This window comes from Eisenbergiella tayi (assembly GCF_001881565.1).
GTDB lineage: Bacteria > Bacillota > Clostridia > Lachnospirales > Lachnospiraceae > Eisenbergiella > Eisenbergiella tayi.
In genome coordinates, this window is sequence record NZ_MPDJ01000009.1 from 7,124 (window position 1) to 32,322 (window position 25,199).

General features: G+C 48.4%; 24 protein-coding genes and 1 pseudogene. 6 read left to right on the top strand and 19 right to left on the bottom strand.

The window, feature by feature from the left end; genetic code table 11:
- From BLA28_RS34325 to BLA28_RS26090, 3 genes and pseudogenes are all read left to right on the top strand, one after another.
- A pseudogene (locus BLA28_RS34325) lies at window positions 1–235 on the top strand (tagaturonate reductase); the annotation flags it as partial.
- A gap of 343 nt (window positions 236–578) precedes the next feature.
- Window positions 579–1,520: an alpha/beta hydrolase gene (locus BLA28_RS26085; protein WP_069157224.1), complete on the top strand. Its 942-nt coding sequence runs from the start codon at window positions 579–581 to the stop codon at window positions 1,518–1,520.
- 1 nt (window position 1,521) lies between these two features.
- On the top strand, window positions 1,522–3,336 hold the full coding sequence (locus BLA28_RS26090; RefSeq protein WP_069157396.1) for a DUF6320 domain-containing protein: 1,815 nt from the start codon (window positions 1,522–1,524) through the stop codon (window positions 3,334–3,336).
- A 41-nt stretch (window positions 3,337–3,377) separates the two neighbouring features.
- On the opposite strand, the gene BLA28_RS26095 is transcribed toward BLA28_RS26090, so the two are convergent.
- The 5 genes from BLA28_RS26095 to BLA28_RS26115 form a co-directional block, all read right to left on the bottom strand.
- Window positions 3,378–3,917: a rubrerythrin family protein gene (locus tag BLA28_RS26095; protein ID WP_069157223.1), complete on the bottom strand. Its 540-nt coding sequence runs from the start codon at window positions 3,915–3,917 to the stop codon at window positions 3,378–3,380.
- 43 nt (window positions 3,918–3,960) lie between these two features.
- Window positions 3,961–5,700: an ATP-binding protein gene (locus tag BLA28_RS26100; RefSeq protein ID WP_069157222.1), complete on the bottom strand. Its 1,740-nt coding sequence runs from the start codon at window positions 5,698–5,700 to the stop codon at window positions 3,961–3,963.
- Between the two features lie 301 nt (window positions 5,701–6,001).
- On the bottom strand, window positions 6,002–6,526 hold the full coding sequence (locus BLA28_RS26105; RefSeq protein WP_081329973.1) for a P-loop NTPase family protein: 525 nt from the start codon (window positions 6,524–6,526) through the stop codon (window positions 6,002–6,004).
- Between the two features lie 46 nt (window positions 6,527–6,572).
- Window positions 6,573–7,940, bottom strand: a complete 1,368-nt coding sequence (locus tag BLA28_RS26110; RefSeq protein ID WP_069157221.1) for an MATE family efflux transporter — start codon at window positions 7,938–7,940, stop codon at window positions 6,573–6,575.
- 116 nt (window positions 7,941–8,056) lie between these two features.
- A complete protein-coding gene (locus BLA28_RS26115) occupies window positions 8,057–8,698 on the bottom strand; it encodes an RpiB/LacA/LacB family sugar-phosphate isomerase (protein ID WP_069157220.1) in 642 nt (213 codons plus the stop codon).
- 282 nt (window positions 8,699–8,980) lie between these two features.
- Here BLA28_RS26115 and BLA28_RS26120 point away from each other — a divergent pair, with 282 nt between their 5' ends.
- Window positions 8,981–10,330, top strand: a complete 1,350-nt coding sequence (locus tag BLA28_RS26120) for an MATE family efflux transporter (RefSeq protein WP_044971358.1) — start codon at window positions 8,981–8,983, stop codon at window positions 10,328–10,330.
- 22 nt (window positions 10,331–10,352) lie between these two features.
- Here the strand turns inward: BLA28_RS26120 and BLA28_RS26125 are convergent, their stop codons facing one another.
- From BLA28_RS26125 to BLA28_RS26145, 5 genes are all read right to left on the bottom strand, one after another.
- Window positions 10,353–11,144, bottom strand: a complete 792-nt coding sequence (locus BLA28_RS26125) for a carbon-nitrogen hydrolase family protein (RefSeq protein WP_081329972.1) — start codon at window positions 11,142–11,144, stop codon at window positions 10,353–10,355.
- Window positions 11,145–11,147: 3 nt separating this feature from the next.
- Window positions 11,148–11,489 (bottom strand): arsenate reductase family protein, encoded by a 342-nt coding sequence (locus BLA28_RS26130; RefSeq protein WP_069157219.1) that lies wholly within the window; start codon window positions 11,487–11,489, stop codon window positions 11,148–11,150.
- A gap of 76 nt (window positions 11,490–11,565) precedes the next feature.
- Window positions 11,566–12,189: an MBL fold metallo-hydrolase gene (locus tag BLA28_RS26135; protein ID WP_069153504.1), complete on the bottom strand. Its 624-nt coding sequence runs from the start codon at window positions 12,187–12,189 to the stop codon at window positions 11,566–11,568.
- Window positions 12,190–12,208: 19 nt separating this feature from the next.
- Window positions 12,209–13,084: a TPM domain-containing protein gene (locus tag BLA28_RS26140; RefSeq protein ID WP_069157218.1), complete on the bottom strand. Its 876-nt coding sequence runs from the start codon at window positions 13,082–13,084 to the stop codon at window positions 12,209–12,211.
- 1 nt (window position 13,085) lies between these two features.
- Window positions 13,086–14,069: a hypothetical protein gene (locus tag BLA28_RS26145; protein ID WP_069157393.1), complete on the bottom strand. Its 984-nt coding sequence runs from the start codon at window positions 14,067–14,069 to the stop codon at window positions 13,086–13,088.
- 154 nt (window positions 14,070–14,223) lie between these two features.
- Here BLA28_RS26145 and BLA28_RS26150 point away from each other — a divergent pair, with 154 nt between their 5' ends.
- Entirely contained in the window at window positions 14,224–14,475 is a 252-nt protein-coding gene (locus BLA28_RS26150) for a hypothetical protein (RefSeq protein WP_242877559.1), read from the top strand.
- A gap of 72 nt (window positions 14,476–14,547) precedes the next feature.
- On the opposite strand, the gene BLA28_RS26155 is transcribed toward BLA28_RS26150, so the two are convergent.
- The 6 genes from BLA28_RS26155 to BLA28_RS26180 all read right to left on the bottom strand — a co-directional run bounded on the left by BLA28_RS26155 (window position 14,548) and on the right by BLA28_RS26180 (window position 22,176).
- Window positions 14,548–15,303, bottom strand: coding sequence for a hypothetical protein (locus tag BLA28_RS26155; protein WP_069157217.1), 756 nt, complete (start codon window positions 15,301–15,303; stop codon window positions 14,548–14,550).
- 79 nt (window positions 15,304–15,382) lie between these two features.
- Entirely contained in the window at window positions 15,383–16,207 is an 825-nt protein-coding gene (locus tag BLA28_RS26160) for a GH25 family lysozyme (RefSeq protein WP_069157216.1), read from the bottom strand.
- A gap of 76 nt (window positions 16,208–16,283) precedes the next feature.
- Window positions 16,284–17,141, bottom strand: a complete 858-nt coding sequence (locus BLA28_RS26165; protein WP_069157392.1) for a DUF6179 domain-containing protein — start codon at window positions 17,139–17,141, stop codon at window positions 16,284–16,286.
- Window positions 17,142–17,233: 92 nt separating this feature from the next.
- Window positions 17,234–17,773 carry a DUF6323 family protein gene (locus BLA28_RS26170; protein ID WP_069157215.1) on the bottom strand — a complete coding sequence of 180 codons (540 nt, stop codon included), beginning with the start codon at window positions 17,771–17,773 and terminating at the stop codon, window positions 17,234–17,236.
- A 186-nt stretch (window positions 17,774–17,959) separates the two neighbouring features.
- The gene (locus tag BLA28_RS26175; protein WP_069157214.1) at window positions 17,960–20,512 is read right to left on the bottom strand and encodes an EAL domain-containing protein; all 2,553 of its coding nucleotides are present in this window, start codon (window positions 20,510–20,512) and stop codon (window positions 17,960–17,962) included.
- A 161-nt stretch (window positions 20,513–20,673) separates the two neighbouring features.
- Window positions 20,674–22,176, bottom strand: a complete 1,503-nt coding sequence (locus BLA28_RS26180) for a D-alanyl-D-alanine carboxypeptidase family protein (RefSeq protein ID WP_050018674.1) — start codon at window positions 22,174–22,176, stop codon at window positions 20,674–20,676.
- 282 nt (window positions 22,177–22,458) lie between these two features.
- Between BLA28_RS26180 and BLA28_RS26185 the strand changes: the two genes are divergently transcribed.
- Entirely contained in the window at window positions 22,459–22,833 is a 375-nt protein-coding gene (locus BLA28_RS26185) for a BlaI/MecI/CopY family transcriptional regulator (protein WP_069153105.1), read from the top strand.
- Between the two features lie 58 nt (window positions 22,834–22,891).
- Here the strand turns inward: BLA28_RS26185 and BLA28_RS26190 are convergent, their stop codons facing one another.
- The 3 genes from BLA28_RS26190 to BLA28_RS26200 all read right to left on the bottom strand — a co-directional run bounded on the left by BLA28_RS26190 (window position 22,892) and on the right by BLA28_RS26200 (window position 25,199).
- Window positions 22,892–23,866, bottom strand: a complete 975-nt coding sequence (locus BLA28_RS26190; RefSeq protein WP_044968014.1) for a sigma-70 family RNA polymerase sigma factor — start codon at window positions 23,864–23,866, stop codon at window positions 22,892–22,894.
- Between the two features lie 240 nt (window positions 23,867–24,106).
- Entirely contained in the window at window positions 24,107–24,325 is a 219-nt protein-coding gene (locus BLA28_RS26195) for a hypothetical protein (RefSeq protein ID WP_044968016.1), read from the bottom strand.
- 223 nt (window positions 24,326–24,548) lie between these two features.
- Window positions 24,549–25,199 carry a YkgJ family cysteine cluster protein gene (locus BLA28_RS26200; RefSeq protein WP_044968019.1) on the bottom strand — a complete coding sequence of 217 codons (651 nt, stop codon included), beginning with the start codon at window positions 25,197–25,199 and terminating at the stop codon, window positions 24,549–24,551.

Sequence of the window (25,199 nt, forward strand, 5' to 3'; positions counted from 1 at the left end):
CACCCGCCCCAAAGGAAACGACTACACCATCTCCGACGACCGCCCCATCCTGGAATTCTTTGCCTCCCACCGCCAGGACACCCCCGAAGCCCTCGTCCACGCAGTATGCACCAATTCAGCCCTCTGGGGCCTGGACCTGACCACCCTCCCCAACCTGGAAAAAACCGTCTGCCAAGACCTAATCCTAATCCAGCAAAAAGGAGCCTACGAACTAATGAAAAAATGCCTCAACTAATTTTTCATCCCTACTAATTCTCCATACCAACTATTTTTCCACCCAACTATTTTTTCCTTCACCCATTAACCCAATCTTATTATTAATCCCTTTATCCTCCAAAAACCAGGCCGGATTCCCCTTCTCCGGCCTGTCATCTTTTCCCTTCTCCCTTTTCCCTTTCCCTTTTCTCTTTTCTCCCCGCCCACCACTACCCCAGGATAAACCCATCCGGCGGAAGCCCAGAGGCCCCCTGCGGCGGATGGGTTTATCCGTCCCACCCCATTTACATTTTTTTCTTATAGTGTTATGCTTTTCCTATGAAAAGGAATTCTGCCCCCGCAGAATATGGGTAAACTAAAAGATGGCAATAAACAAAGCAATGCGAACCGTCCTGAAGGCTCTCTCCTACGGCGACATCAATGTACAGTCCTCCAGGGCCTTTGCCAACATCAAGGCAATCGATCCACTCAAGCGCTTTTACAGAACCATCGATACCAAAATATACAACGGCGCCTATGAGGTTCCCACCCGCATCTATCTTCCGGGAGAAGAGCTCCCTGCCCCAAACGGGATGGAAGGAAATACCCTGCCCGTGCTTTTGTTTCTCCACGGCGGAGGATGGGTTACGGAAAGTGTGGATACTTATGACCGGGTTTGTGCCGGATTAGCCAAAGACACAGGGCACGCCGTGGTTTCCGTCGGTTACCGCCTGGCGCCCGAATTCCCGTTTCCTGCCGGGCTGGAGGACTGTTATGCGGTGGCAAAGGCTATTTATACCAACCGTTTTCTTCTGAATACGGATCCTTCCCGCATCACCCTGATAGGAGACAGCGCCGGGGGCAATCTCGCCGCCGCCCTGTCCTTAATGGCAAGGGATCGCGGTGAATTTATGCCGCAGCAGCAGGTTCTCATTTATCCGGCCGTTAACAACGATTATTCGGAGGCTTCCCCCTTTCCTTCCGTTATGGAAAACGGAAGCGATTTTCTTCTCACACGGCAGAAGCTGTGCCAGTACCTGGATTACTACCAAAGCAGCGAAGAAGATCGGCAGAATCCCTATTTTGCCCCCATACTGGAGCCGGACTTATCCGGGCAGCCCCGGACACTGATACTTACCGCGGAATTCGATCCGCTGCGGGATGAAGGGGAGGCCTACGGACGAAAGCTCCTCGAGGCGGGAAATGAAGTGGAAATACACAGAATAAAAGATGCACTCCACGGTTTTTTCGCCCTGGGCATCAAATACTATCATGTACAGGAAAGCTATACAATCATCAATCAATTTCTGAAGGAGAATGAATAAAGTGTTTGGCACCAAAGGATCTCATTGGAGAAAACTGGACAATGCCGCCAAAATTTTCCCGGCCACCAGCAACAAAAAGGACACCCGGGTTTTCCGCTTTTATTGTGAGCTGAAGGAACCCGTAGACGGCAGCATATTACAGTCCGCACTGGATAAAACGATAGATAAGTACCCTGTTTTCCTATCCGTCATGCGTAAAGGCTTCTTCTGGTATTACCTGGAAAAAAGCGACCTGAAGCCCAAAGTAAAGGAAGAGGTGGATCCACCCTGTCTGAATCTGTACATCAGAGACAGGAAAACCCTTCTGTTTCAGGTTGTCTATTATAAAAACCGGATTAATTTCGAAGTTTTTCACGCCCTCACGGATGGTACCGGAGCCATACAGTTTCTGAAGGAGCTTGTAAAAAATTATCTGATTCTCAGGTACAGGGACGCCGCCCTGCCCGATATATCCTTCACGGAGGAGGACATGACTCTGCAGGACCAGGAATCAGACGGATTTTCCAAATACTATTCCAAGACCGAAAGCCGCCAGGGCAAAAAAGCCAGCTCCTTCCAGATTTCCGGCCCGCGTACAGGTTATGGAAGCCTGAATATTACGGAAGGTCTTGTATCCTGTCAGGCGCTGCTTAAGAAGGCCAAGGAATACGGAGTCTCCATGACCGTTTTTCTTACCGCTGTTTTCCTGTGTGCAATCCATGAGGAGCGCAGCAGACGGCAGCGGAGAAAGCCTGTAATCCTCATGGTTCCCGTGAATCTGAGGAAATATTTTCCATCCTCTTCCATGCTGAACTTTTTCGGCTGGATAGAACCGGGCTATCTTTTCGCAGAGGAATATTTCTCTTTTACTGATGTGGTACAGTCCGTCAGCGCTTATTTCCATGAAGAGCTGACAAAGGAAAGACTGGGGCAGAGAATGAGCAGTCTTATGGGCCTGGAACAAAATCCCATCCTGCGTATTTTCCCTCTGGAGCTGAAGAATCTGGGCATGCAGCTGGGCGCACAGCTTGCAAAAAAGGATGTATCCGCTGTTTTTTCCAACCTCGGCGTGGTTTCCATGCCAAAGGAATACGTTCCTTATATCAGCCGGTTCGGCGTCTTTACCAGCACGCCTAAGATCGAACTGAGCATGTGCTCCTTTGAGGATGATTTGGTTCTCAGCTTTGCCTCCGGTTTTCAGAATCAGAATATTGAACGGAATTTTTTCCGTATACTGAAAAGCTTCGGTGTGGAATCCTCCATACTGGAAGACAGGTTTCCGGTCAAAAAAGCGCCGGAATATAAGGGGCTCCGCTTTTTCCAGTGGTTTTCCTTCTGCTGTATTGCCGCCGCCTGCGCTGCTGTCATGGTAAATATTATTTTCACACCGACACTGCGATGGTCCGCCTATGTCATCGGCGGTTCCTTAAGTATGTGGCTCGCGCTTGCACTCGGCTTCTTCAAAAGGCATAATCTTCTGAAGAATGCCATATGGCAGATGCTTCTCATCCCGGCCGTGTGTGTGTTGTGGGATCTGTTTACCGGCTGGTATGGCTGGTCCGTGGATTATGTGCTGCCTGCGGTGTGCCTTCTCATCCAGTTATCCATGCTGATCATCACAAAAGTACAGAAGCTGAAGGTGCAGGATTATATGATTTATTATATTCTGGCCGGGCTGTACGGCCTGCTTCCGGCGGTGCTTCTGATTACAGGAGCCGCCCACGTCATGTATCTGTGCGTTCTCTGCAGCGGCATCAGTTTTCTTCTGTTGACCGGGCTGCTGATTTTCAAGGGGAAGGAGATGTTCTCCGAACTTTATAAAAAACTCCATTTTTAAACGTAAAAAAGGAAGAACCCCATCGTTCTTCCTTTTTCCTACTAATAATTCTCACAATTCAGTGCAAAATATCCCTGAGGATAGCCGCAGGCCGGACATTTTTCAGGGGCGCATTTTCCAAAATGCACATAGCCGCAGTTCAGGCAGACCCAAACCTCTTCTTCCTCCTTGCAGAACACCTCTCCGTTTCTGAGATTTTCCGCAAGCTGGCGGAATCGGAAATCATGATGTCTTTCCACCTCACCCACATTGCGGAAAAGCTTTGCAATATCAAAGAAGCCTTCTTTTTCAGCCGTTTCCGCATAATCCCTGTACATTTCCGTCCATTCATATTTTTCACACATCTGAGATTCATTCAGGATCTCATCCAGCATAGGCAGAGCGCCTTCATTCATCATACGAAGCCAAATCTCCGCATGCTCCTGTTCATTTTTTGCCGTCTCTTCAAAAATATTGCCAATCTGGCGGAACCCGTCCTTATTGGCAATGCGGGAATAAATCCTGTATTTGGTTCCTGCCAGCAGTTCTCCGTCATAAGCTTTTTCCAGATTTTTATAGGTCTCACTCTTTTTAAAATCCATATCCGTATCAGCCGCTTTTCTTTTATCATATGAAAAGCCGGCCTCAGCCGTTACTTATCAGCGCAAACAGCTTCACCATATCAACCGGCTTCGTCAGGTATCCGTCCATGCCGCTCTGCCTGGCCCGATCGATATCCTCCCTGAACGCGTTGGCTGACAATCCGATTATACGCACACCGGCCGCATCCGAACGATCCATCTCACGGATTCTGCGGCAGGCCTCCAGGCCGTCCAAAACCGGCATCTGAATATCCATCAGGATAAACTGGTAATAGTCAACAGAGGAAGCTTCATATTTTTCTACCGCTTCCCTTCCGTCCATCGCCAGATCCACCTGTGCACCATTGCTTTCCAGTAAGAACGTAACAATCTCTGAATTAATCGGGTTATCCTCCGCCAGAAGGATCCTGCTGCCGGCAAGGCTGTCAGGAGACTGCTTCGAAGGATTGTCCGAATTCCGCCCTTTTTCCCTGCTTTCTTTATCTTGATCCAGAAGCACCGATACCTTAAACCGGGAACCTTCCCCGGGTTTGCTCTCAACAGTGATTTCCCCGCCCATCATTTTGGAAAAATTCTGGCTGATTGCCAGTCCGAGGCCTGTGCCTGAATACTGCCTGGATGTTACGGACTGCTCCTGCTCAAAAGGCTCGAATAACTTAGCCTGAAATTCCCTGCTGATGCCGCTGCCTGTATCGGTAATCAGAAATTCCATAGCCACCTTGTCTGTCCCGGAAGCTTTTCCGCTGGCTTCCAAAGCCACCCTGCCTCCGGAAGGCGTAAATTTCAGCGCGTTGGAAACGATATTAACCAGAATCTGGCTTAACCGCAGTTCATCTCCCGTTACATGTTCCAGGGATTGATCTTCATATTTCACAGACAGTTCAATACCGCTGTCTTCCGCCTTCTGCTTAAACATCACATAAACCCGATCCAGAACCTCCGTTATGCGGAAAGGCTCATGGGCAAGCTCCACTTTTCCGCTTTCTATTCTGGACATGTCCAGGATATCGTTAATCAATGTCAGAAGATAACTGGAAGAAAGATCTATCTTATCCAGGCAGTCAGCCAGCTTGTCCCTGTTGTCCAGGGAACGTCTGGCAATTTCCGTCATACCTATAATTCCGTTCATGGGAGTACGTATTTCATGAGACATGGAAGAAAGAAATTCACTTTTAGCCTGGCTCGCTTTTTCCGCCATATCCAGGGCATGCTGCATTTTTCTCTGCCAATGCCCGTAAACCAGGAACAAAAATACCAGAAGAATGAAACCTACATTTAACCGTACCAGAATCTCTCTTGCAGACTTAACGCGCTTTTCCGAATACCTTTCCGCCGCGGATACCACCCTGTCGGCTGTTGTAAAATGGTCTTCGCTCATTTCAAACAGCCTCCTGCTGTCCCCGTTCTGCCGCACATTCATGATTTCTTCCTTCAGAGCCTGCCACTTCAATGTCAGTTCTTCCAGCAGCGTCCGGTATTCCGCATCAGGGAGGGCAATCAGATCATATTCCCCCTCTCCGGTACTCAACTCCGATATAATACTGTCAATATATTGGACCAGCTCATCGTTGGGATGCTGGTTCATTTCCTGCTTTATGAGCCTCTGTGTGGCTCCCCGCACGATACCGGCATAATTGATTACTCTTGCATTTCCCTGCATACGGGAAATGGTGGAAAAAGAAGTTATGCTGATAATACCGAATACGACTGCTAAAAGGACAATGATCAAACGAACAATAATATTCTGTATCGTTTTATTTACGTTATGTCTCTCCGCCCACATGAAGCTTCCTCCCGGTGCCTGCAAATTCGATCTTACAGCACTCCTGTTTTTCCGGCCGGCGTCCCTCCGCCGGTTCTTTCCAGAATCCGCAATCTTGATCAGATTATATCATACACGATACATTTCTACAAATAATCTTTCTCATCCGGTTTTCTGGTAACATATGTATAAAAAAGAAGCAAGACAGCTGTCGGAATATACGACAGCCTGTCTTGCCGGCAGGTTTACTTCTATGATTTATTCTATCTGGGGCGTATCTCTGCGGTCAAGCGGCCGGAAAGTACAATAACCTGTTATTTATTTAAAGTTCTATTTCATTTAAGAACTCAGATACTTCTTTTCGGGTACGAAAGGTCAAGAACATTTTTTCAGGATGATTTTTTCGTATATTCAGGATACCGGGCCGGCATTTTTCCGGGAATTTCCATACCCATCCCAGGAACTGCCAAAAAGCCTTATCCTTCTTTTCATCCAGATAATCCGGGAAATCAACCCTTTTATGCCCGTGACGCTTCCACACGCTATAAATGCACAGCAGTCTGTTAATATCAAAAAACAAAATCAAATCAGCCGCTTCCACTCTCATCTCCAGCGTTTCATGATGGTTTCCGTCTATAATCCATTCCCGGCCGCTTATGTATTCCCTGTTTTTCTTCTCCCATTCCTCCTGCGGAGGATAAGTCCAGCCGGGCTGCCAGCATTCTTTATCCAGATAAATAACCGGATATCCTGTTTTTTCTCCCAGCCTTTGAGCCGTCCAGCTCTTACCGCTTCCGGAATTCCCGAGAAGCATGATTCTTTTATATATTTTCCCCTTATATCTCATGGAAACACCCTCCGCATTCTCTTAGTTCCGGCATTATTTCATCCTCTTATATCTCTTCCCCCTGCAGCCGGCTTCTCTTTTTCCTGACATAGATCAGGTACGGAACTTCAAAAAGCAGCATAGCGCTCCAGCCGGCGGCACAGGCAAGGGCCACGCCATAGATACCTATAACAGGGGCCGTCAGATAGGTAATCACCACTCTGATGCTTGTCTGTATAAAGGTACCGGCCAGGGTGACTCCCATTTTTCCAAGGCCCCGGAAATAACCCTGCAGGCCATTGGTAAAGGCCGGGAGAAGATAGAAAAAAGCCATGGTTTTCAGATATCGGCTTCCCAGCTCCACCACATTCCTGCCGCCTTCACCGCTTATGAATGCTTTCATGAGCACATTCCGCGCCAGGAAAACCACCAGGAAGATAAAGATCCAATATAAGAATTCCATCATTAAGCCTGTGCGCAGTCCGTCATCTATCCGCCGCGTCTTCTGTTCCCGCGTCCCTTCTGCGCCCAGATTCTGGGCTGTAAAGGTAGTCATTCCGTGGGAAATGCTCTGTTCCGGCGTAAAGGCGAAATCATCGACCCGGTTCACCGCCTGAAAGGCCGCGATTACATCCACTCCCAGCGGGTTTACCGCCCCCTGGATCAGGAGCTTGCCAATCGGCTGGCAGGCCTGCTGAAGAGCCGTAACACCGCCGTAACGCAGTGTCTTTTTCAAAAGTACGGGATCGATCCGAAAGTTCTCTTTGTCCGGATGAAGCAGAGGAACACGCTTTTTTATATATATCCATGTAAGAACTGCGGATACGCTCTCCGCAGCCACAGTGGTAACGGCAGAACAGACGATGCCGAACCCCAGACCTCCTATAAAAATCAAATCCAGGAGTCCGTTCAGCAGGGAAGCAAACATCAGGAATTTTACCGGAGTGCCTGAATCCCCCACACTTTTCAGGGCCGCTGCCAGCGCGTTATAAAAATAGGTAAACGGAGCTCCGAGTATAATAATTTTAAGGTAAATACATGCGCTGTCAAGAACACTGTCCGGCACGCGGAGCAGACTTAACAGAGGCCTGGCAAAAAACAGGCCGCAGACAGCGACAGCCAAGGAAAAATAGAGGCCGAATAAAAGGATTGTCGATAATTCCTTTTTCAGTTCCCCATGCCGTCCTGCCCCGAAGAAACCGCTCATCAGAACGCCTGCCCCCATGCAGATACCGGAAATTCCAAGTATGATGATATTCATAACCGGCCCCGCCGTTCCCAGGGCGGCCAGCGCTTCTTTTCCTATAAAACGGCCGGCGATAATGGAATCCACCGCATTATAAGCCAGCTGGAACAGATTCCCCACAATCAAAGGGACAGAATACCGGACCAAATGGCCTGTAATGCTCCCTTTTGTCATATCCAAAGCTGCCATGTTCCCCCTCCGTTTCCGCAGCGCACCCTAATCGTAAAAACCGGCAGCTGCCACAGGGATTTTCTCCCGTCCGGGCATTCTGCCGGTCTTTCCCAATAATTATATCATTTCCTGGCTTATGCTTCCAGAAGTTCTTTCACGCAGGCCGCAATTTTGTCGCACTTGCAGTTTGCAAAGAAATACTCCTGAAAATGTTCTCCTGCAATGGCACCCTTTACCAGTTCCGGATCCAGGTTTTTCAGAATCGTACACAGATCATTGTGTGTGACCTTTTTAACCTCATCCAGGATCTTTTTGTTCCGCTGCTCCGGAATCACTCTTTCCTTGGGATATCCCTGTCCGCTTTCTCCATCAAACAGCTTCTCAAAAATGTATTCCAGGTTCAGCTCCGCTCCCCATCCGAAACCTTTTGCAAAAGGAAGGGCAATGGCGTTTCCGTCGTTGATCTGGGCAAACATATAGGCATCGGAAGGATCCACAACATGTCCGCAGAGCACGCCAGGGAATGCATTACATGCAAGCATTGCGCCTTCTCCTGTGCCGCAGCCCGTAATCACGTAATCGGCCGCTCCGGAATTCAGCAGTACGGCTGCCAGAATACCATTCTGGACATAAGTAAGCTGATGGGTATCCTCCGCGCTGTACATTCCATAATTGAATACTTCATGGCCTTTGGGCTCCACCACTTTCTTAAGGACTGCTTCTACCTGTGCATTCTTTGCTGCCTGGCTGTTTTCGTTAATTAATGCAATTTTCATTCCTGTTATCCTCCTTGAATTCGACCCTCCGTCAGATTTGCGGAGCAGCCTGTATTACCGATAATTATACAACAGTTTTTCCTACGGCGCCTGTCTATTCTTTACCTTAATCATGCATATTCTGCCCTCTGTGAAGCCCTGCTGAAGCGAAAAAACGGGATTCATGGGCAGTTCAGGCTTTCTTTTCCTGCTCACTGTGCTATAATAGAAAATTGGCGGTTGTCATTAAACTGCCGGAATTCCCTATATAAGCTTACCAAATGAAGGACAGGAAGAAACGTCATGAATAAAACATCTAAAACCACACTGATGACAGAGGGTTCCATCTGGAAAAAAATCATAGCATTTGCTATCCCTCTTTTTTTAGGCAATCTTTTTCAGCAACTTTATAATACGGCCGATTCTCTTATCGTGGGAAATTTTCTGGGAAGCGAAGCCCTGGCCGCCGTCAGTTCCTCCGGAAGCCTGATTTTCCTTCTGGTCGGTTTTTTCAATGGGATCGCCATAGGCGCCGGTGTGGTCATCGGACGGTTTTATGGAGCCAGACAGATTGAGAAGGTGCAGAAGGCCATACATACCACCATCGCATTCGGCCTTGCCGCCGGTGCCGCCTTAACGGTGATAGGAGTTTTGCTTACGCCCCAGCTCCTGCTGTGGATGGGTACTCCTGACGATGTACTGCCTAATTCCATCATATATTTCCGTATCTATTTCTGCGGTTCTCTTGCCTTTGTCCTCTATAATATTTTTGTGGGTATCCTGCAGTCCGTGGGGGACAGCAGACATCCTCTGATTTATCTGATCATTTCTTCTGTCGTTAATATATTGCTGGATCTGCTGTTTGTAGGCGTTTTCCGCTTCGGCGTGGGAAGCGCGGCCCTGGCTACCATCATTTCCCAGTTTGCCAGCGCCATCCTGTGCCTGATACTCCTGTCAAAAAGCCCCGAGGATTACCGGGTTCATTTCCGGAAAATCCGTTTCGATTTCTTTTTCCTGAAGCAGATTATTCAAAACGGCCTTCCTTCCGGTTTCCAGAATTCCATAATCTCCATCGCCAACGTTGTGGTGCAGGCCAATATCAACAGTTTTGGGAAAATGGCCATGGCCGGGTGCGGGGCTTATTCCAAAATTGAGGGCTTCGGCTTTCTGCCAATCACCTGCTTCGCAATGTCCATGACCACCTTCATCAGCCAGAACCTGGGAGCCGGCAAGTATGACCGTGCCAAAAAGGGAGCCCGTTTCGGCATTCTGTGTTCTGTCATCACCGCTGAACTCGTGGGCCTTCTGATCTACGGACTTGCTCCGGTACTGATAGCCGCTTTTAATAATGATCCGCAGGTGGTTGCGTTTGGTACCACTCAGGCCCGCACCGTAACACTCTTCTATTTTTTGCTGGCCTTCTCCCACTGCGTGGCCGGTATCCTGCGCGGCGCAGGAAAAGCCATCGTCCCCATGCTGGTTATGATGTGCTGCTGGTGTATCATCCGTATTACCTATATCAGTATAGCTGTAAAAATAATTCCCGTTATCAATGTAATTTTCTGGGCCTACCCGCTGACCTGGACACTGAGTTCCATTGTTTTCCTCATTTATTTCCTGAAAGCGGACTGGATACATGGATTTGAGCGCTGAGAGCTGCTTTTGGGCGGGGATATCATGGACAGCCGTCAACTAATTCGTCCGAAATCCTTTTTCTTCCCAGCATGCCGAAGCTGTCCTCACTTCTTACATAATCATAAATGAGAAGCCCTTCTTTGTTCCGCTCCATTTCCAGTAACACGGCTCCGTTGGGATCGATTACCGCAGTCGGGGCCGTTTGAAAGGACGAGATATCATTTACGGAAAGAACCGTAAATACATTCTCCACCGCCCTGGTCCGTAAGTGTGCTTTTATCAGCTCATAGCGTTCTATATTCTCTGCCTGTGATATATCGCAAAAGGATACCAGGCAGAGTTCCGCGTTTTCCCGGTACAGCTCCCTGAAGAATTCCGGGAAACGGACTTCAAAGCAAATACGGATACCCATGCGGATTCCATCCACTTCATAAATTCCCTGCTGGCTGCCCGGGACAAAATTATCTCTGTCCCATCCCCAGAGGGCTCTCTTTCCATAGATGTCAGCCTTTCCTTCCGGAGAAAACAGGAGCATGCTGTTGTAATACCGGTCTTTCTCTTTCTCAATACTTCCGGCCGCTATATACATGGAATGCTCGATAGACAGCTTACGCAGACATTCTTTATATTTCGCCGCCGCTGCATAATCCACCTCTGATACAGACGGAACCTCCAGCGGGGGATACCCTGTAAGCGCGCATTCATGGAAAGCCAGGAAACGGACCTTTTGTGACGCCGCCTGGGAAACCGCTTTTTCTATGGTTTCATAATTTTTCCCCATATCCCCACTTCCGGGAAATTGATACAGTCCAATCCGCATTTCTGCCCCCATATTTTACTCCCAGCCCTTCCATACCTCCGGCCGGTAACCAACAGTTGCTTTCTTCCCGTTTCTAACTACCGGTGTTTTGATTACCTGCTGGTTTTCCAAAACCTTTTCCATCCTGTCCTCTTCTGCGATATAACGCACAAGCGCCAGGGCATCCTTATCCCTGCAGTTCTCATCCAGCAAAGCATCCAGGCCTCCCACGGCCTGGCAGACCGCATTCAGTTCTCCCTTGCTCATGCCTTTTTCCTTAAAATCAATATACTGATACTTTATGCCGCGTTCTTTAAAATACCGCTCGGCCTTTTTGGTGTCAAAGCATTTTGTCTTTCCGAATATCTGTATATTCACGCTGTTCTCCTATCTCATAAAATTCTCGGCCATACATTCTTCACCGCCATGCCATTCCTTATCGGCATGCCATTTCTTACCGGCATGCCCACTGCTTCAGCACCGCAGTCTGGTTCCCTGTTTCTTTGTCCAGCACCAGCGTATCCGTTTCATAACGCACAACATTACTGCAGTAAGACAGAAACTCTTCACAGGTTTTAAGCACCGGGAACCCGCTTCCTGCCGTCCGGTAATGCATGGGAATCACCACGCGCGGCCGGATCTCTTTTATGATTTCATATATAACAGAGGGTTCCGCCGTATAGAAGCCGCCCGCAGGGGCCATAACCGCATCCGCCCCTTTCAGCAGATCCATCTGCCAGTTTTCCGGCCGGCAGCCAATATCTCCCATATGGATTATTTTCATTTCCTCTCCGTGGAAAATATGAATGGTATTCGGGCCGCGCCGGCTGCCGCCCTCATCGTCATGCCAGCTTTCCACGGTTTCGATGCGGAAGGGATTCCTGACCAGGCTTTCTTCTGTTTTCACACAGGAATCTCCATGATGATCTCCATGCCCGTGGCTGCATACACAGAGGTTCGCCGTCACATCCAAATCCCTCAGCCCGGGTATGGAACCATTTTCATACGGATCCACCACAATGGAATACCCTTCTGAACTCAGTTTAAAACAAGAATGACCTAAATACTGTAATTTCATAAACCCTTTCCCCCTTTGCTTATCTGCTGTGGCCGCCGCCTCCGTGAGATACGCCGCCGCTGGAAACATGTCCTCCGCCGCCTCCGGAGCCGGATCCGCCGGAACCGCCGGTATCCCTCTGGATATGGCGCTTAGTCACCGTTTTATGAAGAAACATATCGCTCTGGTTCCGTATCTGAGGATGGCCTCCCGCCACGTAGGTTGTTACACCGGTCGTTTTCCGGCCTTTATTCCGGCTTAAATTGACACCTATGTATATAGCTGTGGCCACCGCCGCTATGAGAATCACTGCGGCTGCCGGAATTTCCTTTTTGCCCGTCATATCGGAATAGAAAAGATTGACGTATTTTTTATAAGCCTGATAAGGATTGCTGTCCACATCCTCCAGCGCCTCATTCAGCAGATTGTCAATCATGGAGCTGCTGAAACGATCCTTGGCCTTGCCACAGGTACTCAGCCAGGAATATACGCTTCCGTCACTTTCCCTGTACCAGTTGTCCAGCAGAAGGACGCCGTCCCCCTGGGGCTTATTGTAGCCGAACATATGCTCATCGTAGAAATTATCCGCATACACCATAGTGTACTGATAGGGACGCAGGCTTCCCAGCTGCTCTTCATAGTCTTTGGCATATTCCTCCAGAGACTCATTCAGCGTCACAAGAACGATATCGCAGCCGGTCTGCTTTTCTCTTTTGGCTATCAGTTCACGCAGGCTGTCCTCTTCGCTGTCGGTCAGCTTATCCGCATAATCGAAAACCCTCTCCTGTGTGGTACATTCCGTATTGGCGCGCTCTGTCTTCGCCCCGGCCCTGGCAATGGAAAGTATAAGAAATACTGCCGCCAATGCCAATATAATAATAAAATAAACTCTGAAATATTTCAGATATCCCTTCATCTCACAGCACCTCCAATATTCCTTTTATAAGCATTAATATTATGGTCAGGCTGGCAAAAAAGGTGCCGCTGTAAGCGAATATCCTCTTTTTACACAAGGGGGCTTTTCCTATTACCTTCCCCGTCTGTCCGTTCACAAAGCAGTCATAGTTTTGCCCTTCATAACTGTAGCGGTACCACCATACCGGAAGAAGTGCATATTTAGACTGTATATCGTGCATGCGGACAGTCTCCTGCTGCGGGATCAGGGTGGTATATCCCCCCATGGTGTTGTGGAGCATGACGGACGCGTCCTTCCTCGCGCGATCCTCCGCACGGGGTTCCAGTACCTCCGCCGACTGGTTATATACCTCTCCCAGGAAGCCGGACATATACTCCGGCCGGAAATTCTCCAGAGCCTCATATTGATACGGCTCCATCATATCCATCACCTGATCTTCCATTTCCAGGGAAGCATCTACCGGAAGCTTTTCAAAATCCACATCCACATCCCTGTTTACCTGAAAATAAGAGGTTTCGGTATACTCCGTATCTCCGCTCACCCATACGCGCACGGTTGTCCCGGTTCCGGAATAATGGCAGTCCGCTTTCATGTCATACAGCCAGAAGGGGATATAACTGCCTTCCATTTTTTCCACCGTAGCCTGTGACAAAAAGGATTCCGGAGCAAACACACGTCTGGAAAATTCCTTTTCCAGGCACGATACCGCCGCCGCTTTCCCCATCTTAAAAGGAAGGATCAGCCGGGGTTCATAAACCCCCTCCACCCTTTCATCAAAAATCGTATAGTGCCCGCAGTATTCACATTTCACCGCACTGCGGTAATCTCCCGCCTCTATAGGGGCCCCGCAGTTGGCGCACAGTTCCATTCCGCCGCCCGGGGCCTTATCCTGCGTTTCTATCCCATCACAGTAAGGACAATGCATCGCCTTCCTGTCCGGGTCGTAAACCACATTCCCTCCGCAGTTCTTACACTTGTAAATCATATTCTGATCTCCTTCATTCGCCGTAAGCATAAATTATGTCTCAAATGTATTTTACCATTTTCCCGTCTCTCTGTCTTCCATTTTGCTGAAAAAATGGTATAATCAGAGTGTCTGCGAATCAGGCGATTATACCGCAAGGAAAGGAATGTTGATTATGAATCCCATAAATCCAATGAAATTATTACAGATAAGAGCCTCCTGGGAGCAGTTTAAGGCCAGGCATCCCAAATTCCCTTCTTTCCTGAACGCCGTATCCAAAGGGGCCGTAACGGAAGGGACCCTGATAGAAATGACAATAACAACGGCAGACGGAAAACAATACAGCTCCAACCTGAAGCTTACATCGGAAGATATGCAGCTGGTGAACGATATGAAGGAAATGTTCTCCGGCCAGCAGGGAAATTAACGGTTACATAAGAAAGCCCGACGCACCTTTACCAGCATGACTGGTGTGCGCCGGGCTTTTATAATCGGTCTGTTACTGCATGGACTGCAGTATTTCCCTCATAACGATCTGTGACAGGGCCTGCTGGTACTGAATGGAATAATCCGCAATTTCCTGCTGAATAACCCCTGCCAGCTCCTGTATTGTAAGAAGAACCTGCTGGGCCTCCGTCACCGCCTGCTGTTGATAAAGAAGGACAGCCTGCTGTTTAGCAGCCGCTACAGCCAGAAGCTGATCATAAAGCGCTGCCATAAACTGATACTGAGCCGCATCCCCTGCATTGCCTGACGCCAGAGCCTGCCTGTTCTGTTCAAGCGCTTCTTCTTTGTCCTCCTGCAGTTCTTTCTGCTGGGCAGCGATACTCATGAGCTGCTGGTTTTCCAGCTCCGCCTGCTTCTGAGGATCTATATTGTTAAGAGCCTCTATCATCGCCTGATGGCCGGCGATATCCTGCCCGATTTCGGCCGGGCCTTTTACGCCTGTCAGTTCCCCCTCCTCGTCAAATACAAGGATGGAGCTGGCTGTGGCCTTTACCTTCGCCAGAGTGGCATCCATCACATTGTATCTGACAAAATAAGGATCTCCTGCGCTTTCCTTTAAAAACTGCATGACCTCACCGCTGGTATTTCCCAAAAAGAGAAGCCCCTCCCCGCCCGGAACATCCACAACGAGAACTTCCCCATATTCATCTGAATTGATGAGCTCCGCCGCGTCCGCTTTTACAGGCATCAGGCAAAACAGAGCAGCAACTGCGGCAGCAGCCAGCGATACAAAATATTTCTTCTTCATTATCCTACCTCCATTCTGTAATATAGTATACGTTATTATAATACTTTCTTACGGAGGAAAAGACAAGGAGAATATACAATTATGGCTTAATGAGTTTTCCTGTGCGCAAAAGCTCCAGCATACGCATATTCTGTGCGGAGGTTCCTTTATAATCCAGTATCTGGTTGGCCGCCGCGATTTCCTCCCTGTAATGGTAGGAACCGTCTGCCCCGATGCTTTCCAGCGCTGCGGAAATGGAGCTGCCGTGGAAAACCTCCTCCAGGTAATATTCCGTTTTGGTTTTCCAGAACGGCATATAGCATACGTCCAGATCCACCGGTGTGGAAATCCCGCTAATACTGCCTTTGCTGGTATACTGCCAGGCGAAAAGGGGATGGCTGATCCTGGGCTTATATTCCTCCGATGGAGGATTTTCCGCAAAGGTGAATTTACGGCTGATCGGATAGCGGGCAATCCAGAACGGACAGTCAAAAGCGGACGCGTCAAAATGGCCGGCCTGGTAAAATGCCTGATCCGTATAAATTCCGAAATCATATCCTGCTCCGAGAATGGTATTCTCTGCGGTTCGGATCAGGCCTGTAAGCACTTCCCTCCCCAGCTTTTCCAGGGACTTATCTTCCACATCCCACCATATCCTGCATTGCCGGTTCCCCTGGGACTGAAGGAGCTGTACCACCTGTTTTGCCTCCTCCAGCGCCTCTGTGGGGAGCAGGGCATACGTATAACGGTACACCTCATAAGGAATGCCGTTTTCCTGACAGCCTCTTGCATTTGCCAGGAACTGTATGTCTGCCTTCCCATTTTGCTTCATTGCGCGCAGTATGGCAAACCGGCAGCCAGCCGCCTTTACCTTTTTCCAGTTAATTGTGCCCTGATGTTCAGAAACGTCGATTCCTTTATACATAGCCCGTTCTCTTTTTCCATCTGATTTTTCTTTATAGTATATGAAAAAGAAGGGCCGCTGTTCCTTATTCTGGTTCTTACTCTGCTGATTTTGCCGCCTGCATCATTCTGACCGCCAGTTCTCTGCCTATTCCGGCAAAATAGTCCTGTTCCTCCTGCCCCATCCCCGTCATCTGCGATACCAGCATGCCAAGCAGTGCCCTCACCTTTTCAGCCGCTTTATCCAGGCTGTCCCCCTCCAGGTAAATACGGAGAAGCTTTTTTTCCTCCCGTCCGGCCTGAAGCTCCCGGATCGGGCAGTCTCCTATCATACAAATAAGGGCATGAAGCAGTACCGGATAGCATATATTATCCATGTACAGGTTTTTGTAATCCGGCTGCAGGCTTTCCAACAGGCCGCACACCGCCTGACGGGGAAATTGCTCCAGCAGCTTTTTCTCCATGGTAATGTGCAGAAGGTAACTGTAAATCCTGTCCACGCCGGAAAGAGGTTCCCCGGGAACCAGATCCGGGTAATCCAGCGTGAGTATATGATCCTGCGGCCGGAACCGGGCATCGTATTTCATGAAAAAGGCGGGAAGCCCTTTTATTATGGTTTCCCTGTAATTCAGACAGCCGTAATCTTCAAAATCCACGATCAGCTTTTCATACAGTTCTTTGGCCTTTCCGGCCTTTTCCAGCACATTGAGATATCCCTTTTCATACGCTTGCCTTGCATGAATTCCCTTTTCCGCAGACAGGATCCCGTTCGTATTTTGTGAAAAGCATTCCTGTATACAATAACAGACAGCCTCCATGAGCGCCGCCGCCGTTTCATAAGTCACCGAACTGCTTTCTTTGGACGTATATTTATCCGTAAGCCATGCCGCCACGGGCAAAAGCTCCTCTAACTCATATCCTGCCGTTCTCTCATTTTCCATATCTATACCCCGCATTCCGCAGGACTTCCTGCGATACTGTATCAAAAAGCCGTCTGGAAGCGCCTTCCTCCAAACCTGCCTGTCTGCTCCAAACACAAGAGCGTAAGCTACCAAAACAGTTCCTTTACCACATCCATATACAGGTCCTTATCCCACCTCGCCTCCTGGCTCAGGTTTTCATATTCCCCGTTTCCTCCGCTTTCCTGATATCCCCTGTATCCGGCCCGGATCGCCGCTGCAAAACGGGGCAGACAGGTAGTTTCCAGGTACTCTGTATCCCCCATGCAGATCTCTTCAAACTGTTCCCGCATAAAGGAAAGAAGCTCGTCGTCCGTCAGCTGATCCTCGGCTTCGTTTTTAAAACAATAGAAAATATCCTGCAGCTTTTCCATCGTTTCCTTATAGTTTTCCTGATTAATATACTGCGAATCACAAAATGTAAAAATCAGCTTGTCAAGGATCCCATTGCCGAATTCCACACGCCGGTATTTCTTCAGGCTCTCATTCCTGCATACCACCAGTTCCTGCGCCTCCTGCTCCGTCAGGCTTAAACCGAAGGTTTCCGTCTTTTCGTTGCAGGCCATGAGAACGGCCATCTCCTTTTTTTCTTTTTCCGCGAGTATCATCTCAAAAAAATTATCTTCCATTCACCCATCCCTTTCCTATACACCTACACCCTTTTTTACAGTGTATCCTGCTGAGAATGCTTATTATACGTCCGCCGTGCCCCCATTACAAGACTTGACTTTTTCCACTTTTTATGATATGATTATTATCGAAAAAGAGATAGAAGCAATAACGCTCCTATCTCTTTTTTATTATCTGTATCGTCCTCACAGCCACTGTTTCTCAAAGGCTTCAGCCCCTACCGGCTTTCCGAAATAAAAACCCTGTATCAGTTCCAGGCCCATTCCTTTTACCACATCGTATTCTTCCTGATTCTCCACACCTTCCAGGCAGACCTTTTTACCCACATCGTGGCATAGCTCCGTGATCGATTTTACAAAAGTGGCATTAAATAAATCAGAGGTGATTCCCTTCACAAACCCCCGGTCTATTTTAACCACATCCACAGGAGTGCTCTTCAGCGAAAATAAAGAGGAATAACCGATTCCGAAATCATCCATTGCCAGCATGATTCCCGCCTGCTTCATTTTATCCAGGATATCCCTGGTACCCGCTGTTTCCTTCACCAGATACGTTTCCGTCAGTTCCAGAATCACGCCCTCGGGCGGCATCTGCAGTATATCCAGCGTCTCCCGTATCCCTTCCACAATATCCCCTTCCAACAGCTGCCTGTAAGAAAGGTTGACACTGATATGGAAATCCGGTTTTTTCCTGCGCCACTTCCTGCACTGCTCCACCGCATGGTACAAAACCCAGCTTCCCAGAGGGATGATTAATCCGTTCTGCTCCAGAATAGGAATGAACTCTGCCGGTGAGACATCTCCATATTTGGGACAGTGCCATCTGGCCAGCGCCTCCGCACCGCAGATTTTTCCGGTATCCGCATAGACCTGAGGCTGATAATGGATGGAAAAACCGGCAAAGCCGTGTTCGATGCTCTCCCTTAACAGCTCCGCCAGCTCAAGCGTCCTCTCTTTTTCCTGTATAAGCTCCCCTGAAAACATGGTTATCCGGTTTTTCCCCTTCTGCTTGGAATGCTCCAGGGAATAGGTCGCAAATTTCAGCAAATCCAGGTAATTGTCGGCATCGGAGGGATAGACCGCACAGCCGGCGGAAATGGTACAGTAATATTTTTTGCCGTTAAACTCCTGCTGCCTGCAGAACTTATTCCGGATATTGTCGAATACCTTCAGCGCTTCCCCTTCTTTTCCATTCAATATGATAATACCGAACTCATCCCCGTCAAGACGGTAGATATCGGCATTCGACGGAAGCATCTGTGAGATCAGCTGTGCTGTCAGCCGCAGCACACCGTCACCGAAGGCTCTGTCATACAGATCATTCACATTTTTAAAGGAATCCATATCCAGTATCATGACATCCATACTGCGAAGATCCTTATAGTCCACAAGGTACTTCTTGATGTTTCCCTCGAACGCAAAACGGTTATAAAGCCCCGTCATATGATCCGTGCGGTTTACCTTCCCCAGATTCGTGATCATGCCCGCAAATAAATCCGGCCAGCCCTGGGAATCCTTCAGAAGCTGTCCCCTGCAGCGCAGCCAAATCCATTCGCCTCTTGTATTTTTGGCACGGTATTCGATATTATGGGAAGTTACCCTTCCGTCAGCAATATCCTGATTGCTTTCAAGAAAGCTTTTTTCATCATCCGGATGGATCATACCGCTCCAGAAGGCCGCCGCATTCTCCACAATCTCTCCGGGCAGCCCGAATTCCTCCACCATGGCCGGAGGATATCTGAACACACCGGTTTTCATGTTTCCTACAAATATGTAGTCATCCGTACTCGCCGAAAGGGCCTCGTACAAATGCTCCTTATCATACCAGAAGCTGCCGGCCTTTTCCCCGTTCTGTCCTTTTTCCAGAAGCTCTTCCTTGGCCCGTCTTATGCTGTAATCCCTTTTCTGAAGATACATTTTCTCATCAACCTGCCTGATGATATCGAATATCGTATACCGGTCGGCCGGATATATTTCCATAAGCCCTATGCTGAAGGATACTTTATAGAATAAGCCTTCCCTTCCCTGCGCCTCCCGGAACCGCTCTTCTATTTCACTCATACGCTTTTCCGAATCCGCAAGGAGTTCATCATAAAAAACAAGGATGAATTCATCACTGCCGAGCCGGAACACCATATCCTGTTTCCTCAGGCTGTCCTTCATAACAGAAACCATGCATACCAGCAGGCGATCCCCTTCCGCATGGCCATATTCATCATTTATCTTTTTCAGTTCATTCACATCCACCAGGGCCATGGTGATGATTTTGTTCTCCTGCCTGGCTGTTTCCATACGCCCTGCAAGCATTTCCTGTCCTGCCCTGCGGTTATAAATCCCTGTCAGTTCATCCGTTCTGGCTTTTCTGGAAAGCTGTTCATATTCTGTGACATCCGTAAAGTTGCTCACATAATAAAGCTTTCCGTCCCACTCCGCCCAGCTGTCATAATGCCTGTAAATATGCCCGGTCCGGGTATTATGCTCATCCCACACATCAACCCTGCCTTCTGCAGTTTTATTCTTTATATGGCAGAACGGACATTTTCCCGTCATCCCCTTCTGCAGCAGCTCCCAGCAGGGACTGCCTTCCGGATGCTCCAGATGAAACTCCTCTTTCATAGCTTCATTCATATATACAATCGTATCCGTATCCACATCCAGAATATAAATATTGGTCTGCAGCCGGTCAAAAACCGCCGCATAAAACAGCGCATCAAATCCATCCATTTTTCCAGTATCCATAAAGCTCCCTCTGTTATACATACCGTTTTTTACATAATTTCATTGTAAGCTTTTACGATCTATTGTACAAGTATGAAAAAAAATTTTTCTTTTCTGCTTAAAATATTATTGCCCATGGGAATCCATGGACAATAATTTCAAAGCCTGCAGAAAATATTTTTTTATCTGCGCGGCCTGCGGCCGCCGCTGTAATCTCTCGTTCTTCCGCTTCTTCTTCTCTTTCTCCAGCGGTATTTCCATATCTGCCGGCGCACCAGCATCACCGCGCCCGTAACGATAACGGCAGCGGCCAGGATGCCCAGCGGAATATACCACCAATGGAAGCCTGCCTTACCGTCCTTCTCCGCTTTGGCCGGCTGGCTTTCTGTTTCCGTCTCCGTTTCCGCCGGTTCCTCTTTTACCTTCAGGAAATCGGGAAGATTAATGGAAGCCTGCCCTACCTGATGGGTGCCGTAAGTATATTCCAGCGTGCCGGTCTCCCCTCTTTCCTCTTCTGCCGCAAGCAGAAGCTGCGGCTTCAATTCCGAAAAATTTACCCTGGAAGGAATGATCACAAAGCCATCCTCCGCCATCTGCACAGGCACTGTCTCCACCTTTTCCGTACCGTCCGCCGCCTTTACAGGCACTTGAATTTCAGCGGCTTCGCTCGTCCCTATATCCACTTTTTTAAAATTATCGAAGCAGAAATCAAACAGAGACGCCGTGTCCACATATACCTGACGGCCCTCCGTCTTCATCGTCACGCAGATGAGTTCCATATCATCCCTCGCCGCGCAGGTGACCAGCGTGTTTTTAGCCACTACCGTATAACCGGTCTTTCCTGCAAATACGCCGTCATAATGGTATTTGCCGCTGCAGAGCATCTTATGGTGGTTGGACATGGGAATGAGATCCGGCTGTTTATCCGTAGGCTGGATTTCATAATATACGGTCTTGGACACGGTTCTGAAAATCTCGTGCTTCAGCGCCTCCCTCGTGATCAGGGCCATATCATAGGCACTGGATACATGCCTTTCATCCGGCAGCCCGTGAGGATTGACAAAGTTGCTGTCCTGGCACCCCAGCTCCTTTGCCCGCTTATTCATCATATCCGCAAAATTTTCGATGGTTCCGCCCACATGTACCGCCAGGGCGTAGGCCGCATCGTTGGCCGATGCCAGCATCATGCCGTAAAGGCAGTCCTCCACCGTCAGCTCCTCACCTTCGTCCAGCGCGATATGGGAACCCTTGTCATCCATGTACACCGCTTCGTGGGGAACGGTAACCATTTCGTCCAGCCCGCAGTTCTCCATTGCAAGAAGGGCCGTCATGATTTTGGTTATACTGGCGGGATAATACTGGGCATGCATATTTTTGCTATACAGGATGGTTCCCGTGGAAACCTCCATGACAATGCCCGATTCCGCAACAACAGACGGCCCCGACGGCCAGAATATATCACTGCCGGCCTCGCCGCTGTCACCGGGATTTTCCTGCTCCGCTTCCCTTTCACCGGTTTCTGTTTCCTGTCCGGCTGCCGTTTCTTCGCCGCCTTCCGTATTATGCACCATTTCATCTTCAATTGTACTGATGGTATTTCCCGACGCAAATACGTTCATCGGGGACGAAAAAAGAATAAAAGAAGAAAGAATTACCGCTGTAACTGGTTTCCATTTATATTTCATCAGGGGGTATGCTCCTTGCAGATTTCTAACATTCCAAACCCTCAGGCCTTCGGCTCATCGGGGATAATAAAACTCTCAACTAAAAGATTACCTCCCCGTGAATATCAAGTCAAGCAGATTATCACCCATTTCCGACCAAAAGTAACTTTTTTAGCAGGTAATTTGTGGAAATTGCGGGTTTTTACCAATTCTTAATTTTTCGTGAAGATGTGAATTGACAAATAGGTTCACAGTCTCTATACTTTCTATATATTACAACTGTAAGAAAGGTTGAGGTATTTTATGAAGGCTCTCCCTCAGATATCAGAAGCGGAATTTCAGGTTATGAAAATCGTATGGGAGCATGCGCCTGTCAGCACGAACCAGGTAACGGAATATCTGACCCGGACTACCAAATGGAGTCCTAAAACGATCCAGACCATGCTGAAGCGGCTTGTACAGAAAAAAGCCCTCACCTATGATAAGGAGGGCCGGGTTTTTATTTATACGCCTCTTATCGGGCAGCAGGATTATGTGAACCAGGAAAGCCGCCATTTTCTGCAGCGCTTCTATAACGGCAATCTGGTTTCCATGATGACTGCTTTTCTGGATATGGAAGAGCTTTCCCAACAGGAGGTGGATGAGCTGAAGGAGCTGTTATCCGCACATTCCTCCTAGCGCCCATTTCTGGCCGGATGGCTCACCGGCCTTATTGAGTTCTGAGGGCAATGCCGCACTAGTCAATATATTCCCTCATATCCTTTACTCCTCTCCGCTGGCGGAGGCTCTTAATGGCCTTGCCCTCGATCTGCCGTATCCGTTCCCTTGTCACATGATACAGCTTTCCCACTTCTTCTAACGTCCAGTTCCTGCCGTCCACGAATCCAAAACGCAGAAGAAGCACCGTCTGCTCTCTTTTGGAAAGGGTTTCCAGCACTCCGAGCAGCTCCTCATGGATGATTCCCTGTTCCGCATTCCGGTATTGTTCCGGCATTTTATCATCGGAAATAAAATCTGCCAGGGATGTATCTTCTTCCTCCCCCACCGGGGTTTCCAGTGAAATGGTATCGCCGAAATACTTCATGGTTTCCTTTACCTTTTCCACTGAGATGCCAAGAAGCTGTCCGATTTCCTCCTGGTTTGGCTCCCTTCCCTTTTCTGACAGGAATTTGCGTGATACCCTTCGGATTTTATTCATACTCTCCTTCATATGGACAGGGACGCGGATCGTCCTCGCCTGATCGGCTATGGCCCTCGTGACAGCCTGTCGGATCCACCAGATGGCGTAGGTGCTGAATTTGTAGCCCTTATGGTAATCGAAACGCTCCACCGCTTTCATCAGTCCCATATTTCCTTCCTGTATCAAATCCAGAAAGGCCATGCCGCTACCGGGAGTGTACTTCTTAACCACACTGACCACAAGCCTCAGATTGGAATGAATCATCTTTTCCTTTGCCGCTTCATCCCCCCGCTCCATTGCCTCTGCAAGTTCCAGCTCTTCTTCAGGGGAAAGCAGAGGGAATTTGCCTATTTCTTTTAAATAGGTTTTGACGGAATCCTCCGTCAGGAACTTGTCCTGCAGCGCGGACTCGGCGCCCTCTTCCTCATTATCCGGCATTTCCCTGCCGTCAAGGCCAGGCATTTCTTCCGGTATCTTTTCAGTTTTGCGGGTATCCTCTGCCAGTTCAGGCAATTGCTTCTTTCCCAACATCCTTTCAGCCTTTCTTTTTATTTATGTATCTTTACAGCTTCATCATTCCAGCTTCGGACACTCCGCAGCTTTGGAAAACACAGTCCTTTTATTGGATAAATCTGGCTGTTCTATATAGAAATATTCCCGTAAATCGCGGCTCTATACCTTTCACGGCATAAAGGAATGCCTATTTTTCCCTGCTTTTCCATAAAAAAGCACTCCGGAACAATTCTGCCATTTGTTTCGGAGTGGGATTTCTTACTCTAAGTATCCGTCTGTTTTATACTGGTTGTACTGTCTTTTGATTTTAACCACAAGAGCACCTCCGGGTTGGACCGTCTTTTCCTCAATAACATACGCTGCCTTCTTCATATCCAGCTTTTTGCAGTAAATCTCCAGCTCCTGCTCCGGATTTTCTCCATTCAGATTATCAAACCTCATTGTCTGAAGCAGACATGCACTCGTAATTCTTCTCATTTTATTACCTCCTGCGTTTTTTATATCAGGTTTATTTTATCATTTTATTTTTTGTAATGTCAGTTAATTTTTTCATTTTTCAGTATTTTCAGCCAATTGCACCATATATATACAGGAGATAATTATGCATTATGCACATAAGGCAAGTCCTGCTATCGCTTGACCCGCCTGAATGAAAAAGCCCTCCGGCCCGCCTATTTTCCGGGGGCCGGAGGGCTATGTATCAGCTCTCCCATCGAGTATAATACTGTTCATAAAAATCATCTGTTCCGCTGTAAGGCGTCAGATAATAGGTCTGCAGAAGCTGCATGTCCCGCTGTCTTATAAATGCTTCATCTCCTCCGGAAGCTATTATTTCTTCCTGTACAGACTTTACAAAAAAATGCCAGTGGCTGAGAAACTGTTCATAACGGCGTATTTCTGGTATATCCAGCCATTTTTTAATTTTAACCTTTGTCCGGCTCTCCTTCCGGCATTCATGGACCTGAAGAAAATAACGGAAGCTTTCTTCCCCATATATCCTTCCCAGAGGGAACAGGCGGCACATGCCGGGCCTGAAGGGATGGATGCTGCATCTTCCCGCTTCATTGAGGAACAGGCAGCCTTCCTGCGGCCCCTCCAGGCGCAGATGGGGCAGGATCACTCCATCGTATACGGAAAGAGCTATTTTCCCTTCCCCCATCAGCTGCTCAAACGTGCAGTGAAGGTTCCCCGTAAGCTGCCAGATATCATAGGGATCCAGGATAATAGTATCCCCCATTTCATGGCAGCACGCCGAACAGCCCGCACAGTCCCCGCAGCCAAGCTTAACCAAATCATTGGTTTCATATAATTTTCCGTCGGATATTTCATCCAGATTAATATCTCGTTCCAT

Coding starts and splice junctions, on each gene's coding strand:
- BLA28_RS26085 (WP_069157224.1), top strand. CDS start 579: ATGGCAATAAACAAAGCAATGCGAACCGTCCTGAAGGCTCTCTCCTAC.
- BLA28_RS26095 (WP_069157223.1), bottom strand. CDS start 3,917: ATGGATTTTAAAAAGAGTGAGACCTATAAAAATCTGGAAAAAGCTTAT.
- BLA28_RS26100 (WP_069157222.1), bottom strand. CDS start 5,700: ATGTGGGCGGAGAGACATAACGTAAATAAAACGATACAGAATATTATT.
- BLA28_RS26105 (WP_081329973.1), bottom strand. CDS start 6,526: ATGAGATATAAGGGGAAAATATATAAAAGAATCATGCTTCTCGGGAAT.
- BLA28_RS26110 (WP_069157221.1), bottom strand. CDS start 7,940: ATGGCAGCTTTGGATATGACAAAAGGGAGCATTACAGGCCATTTGGTC.
- BLA28_RS26115 (WP_069157220.1), bottom strand. CDS start 8,698: ATGAAAATTGCATTAATTAACGAAAACAGCCAGGCAGCAAAGAATGCA.
- BLA28_RS26120 (WP_044971358.1), top strand. CDS start 8,981: ATGAATAAAACATCTAAAACCACACTGATGACAGAGGGTTCCATCTGG.
- BLA28_RS26125 (WP_081329972.1), bottom strand. CDS start 11,144: ATGGGGGCAGAAATGCGGATTGGACTGTATCAATTTCCCGGAAGTGGG.
- BLA28_RS26135 (WP_069153504.1), bottom strand. CDS start 12,189: ATGAAATTACAGTATTTAGGTCATTCTTGTTTTAAACTGAGTTCAGAA.
- BLA28_RS26140 (WP_069157218.1), bottom strand. CDS start 13,084: ATGAAGGGATATCTGAAATATTTCAGAGTTTATTTTATTATTATATTG.
- BLA28_RS26145 (WP_069157393.1), bottom strand. CDS start 14,069: ATGATTTACAAGTGTAAGAACTGCGGAGGGAATGTGGTTTACGACCCG.
- BLA28_RS26150 (WP_242877559.1), top strand. CDS start 14,224: ATGAATCCCATAAATCCAATGAAATTATTACAGATAAGAGCCTCCTGG.
- BLA28_RS26155 (WP_069157217.1), bottom strand. CDS start 15,303: ATGAAGAAGAAATATTTTGTATCGCTGGCTGCTGCCGCAGTTGCTGCT.
- BLA28_RS26160 (WP_069157216.1), bottom strand. CDS start 16,207: ATGTATAAAGGAATCGACGTTTCTGAACATCAGGGCACAATTAACTGG.
- BLA28_RS26165 (WP_069157392.1), bottom strand. CDS start 17,141: ATGCGGGGTATAGATATGGAAAATGAGAGAACGGCAGGATATGAGTTA.
- BLA28_RS26170 (WP_069157215.1), bottom strand. CDS start 17,773: ATGGAAGATAATTTTTTTGAGATGATACTCGCGGAAAAAGAAAAAAAG.
- BLA28_RS26175 (WP_069157214.1), bottom strand. CDS start 20,512: ATGGATACTGGAAAAATGGATGGATTTGATGCGCTGTTTTATGCGGCG.
- BLA28_RS26180 (WP_050018674.1), bottom strand. CDS start 22,176: ATGAAATATAAATGGAAACCAGTTACAGCGGTAATTCTTTCTTCTTTT.
- BLA28_RS26185 (WP_069153105.1), top strand. CDS start 22,459: ATGAAGGCTCTCCCTCAGATATCAGAAGCGGAATTTCAGGTTATGAAA.
- BLA28_RS26190 (WP_044968014.1), bottom strand. CDS start 23,866: ATGTTGGGAAAGAAGCAATTGCCTGAACTGGCAGAGGATACCCGCAAA.
- BLA28_RS26195 (WP_044968016.1), bottom strand. CDS start 24,325: ATGAGAAGAATTACGAGTGCATGTCTGCTTCAGACAATGAGGTTTGAT.
- BLA28_RS26200 (WP_044968019.1), bottom strand. CDS start 25,199: ATGGAACGAGATATTAATCTGGATGAAATATCCGACGGAAAATTATAT.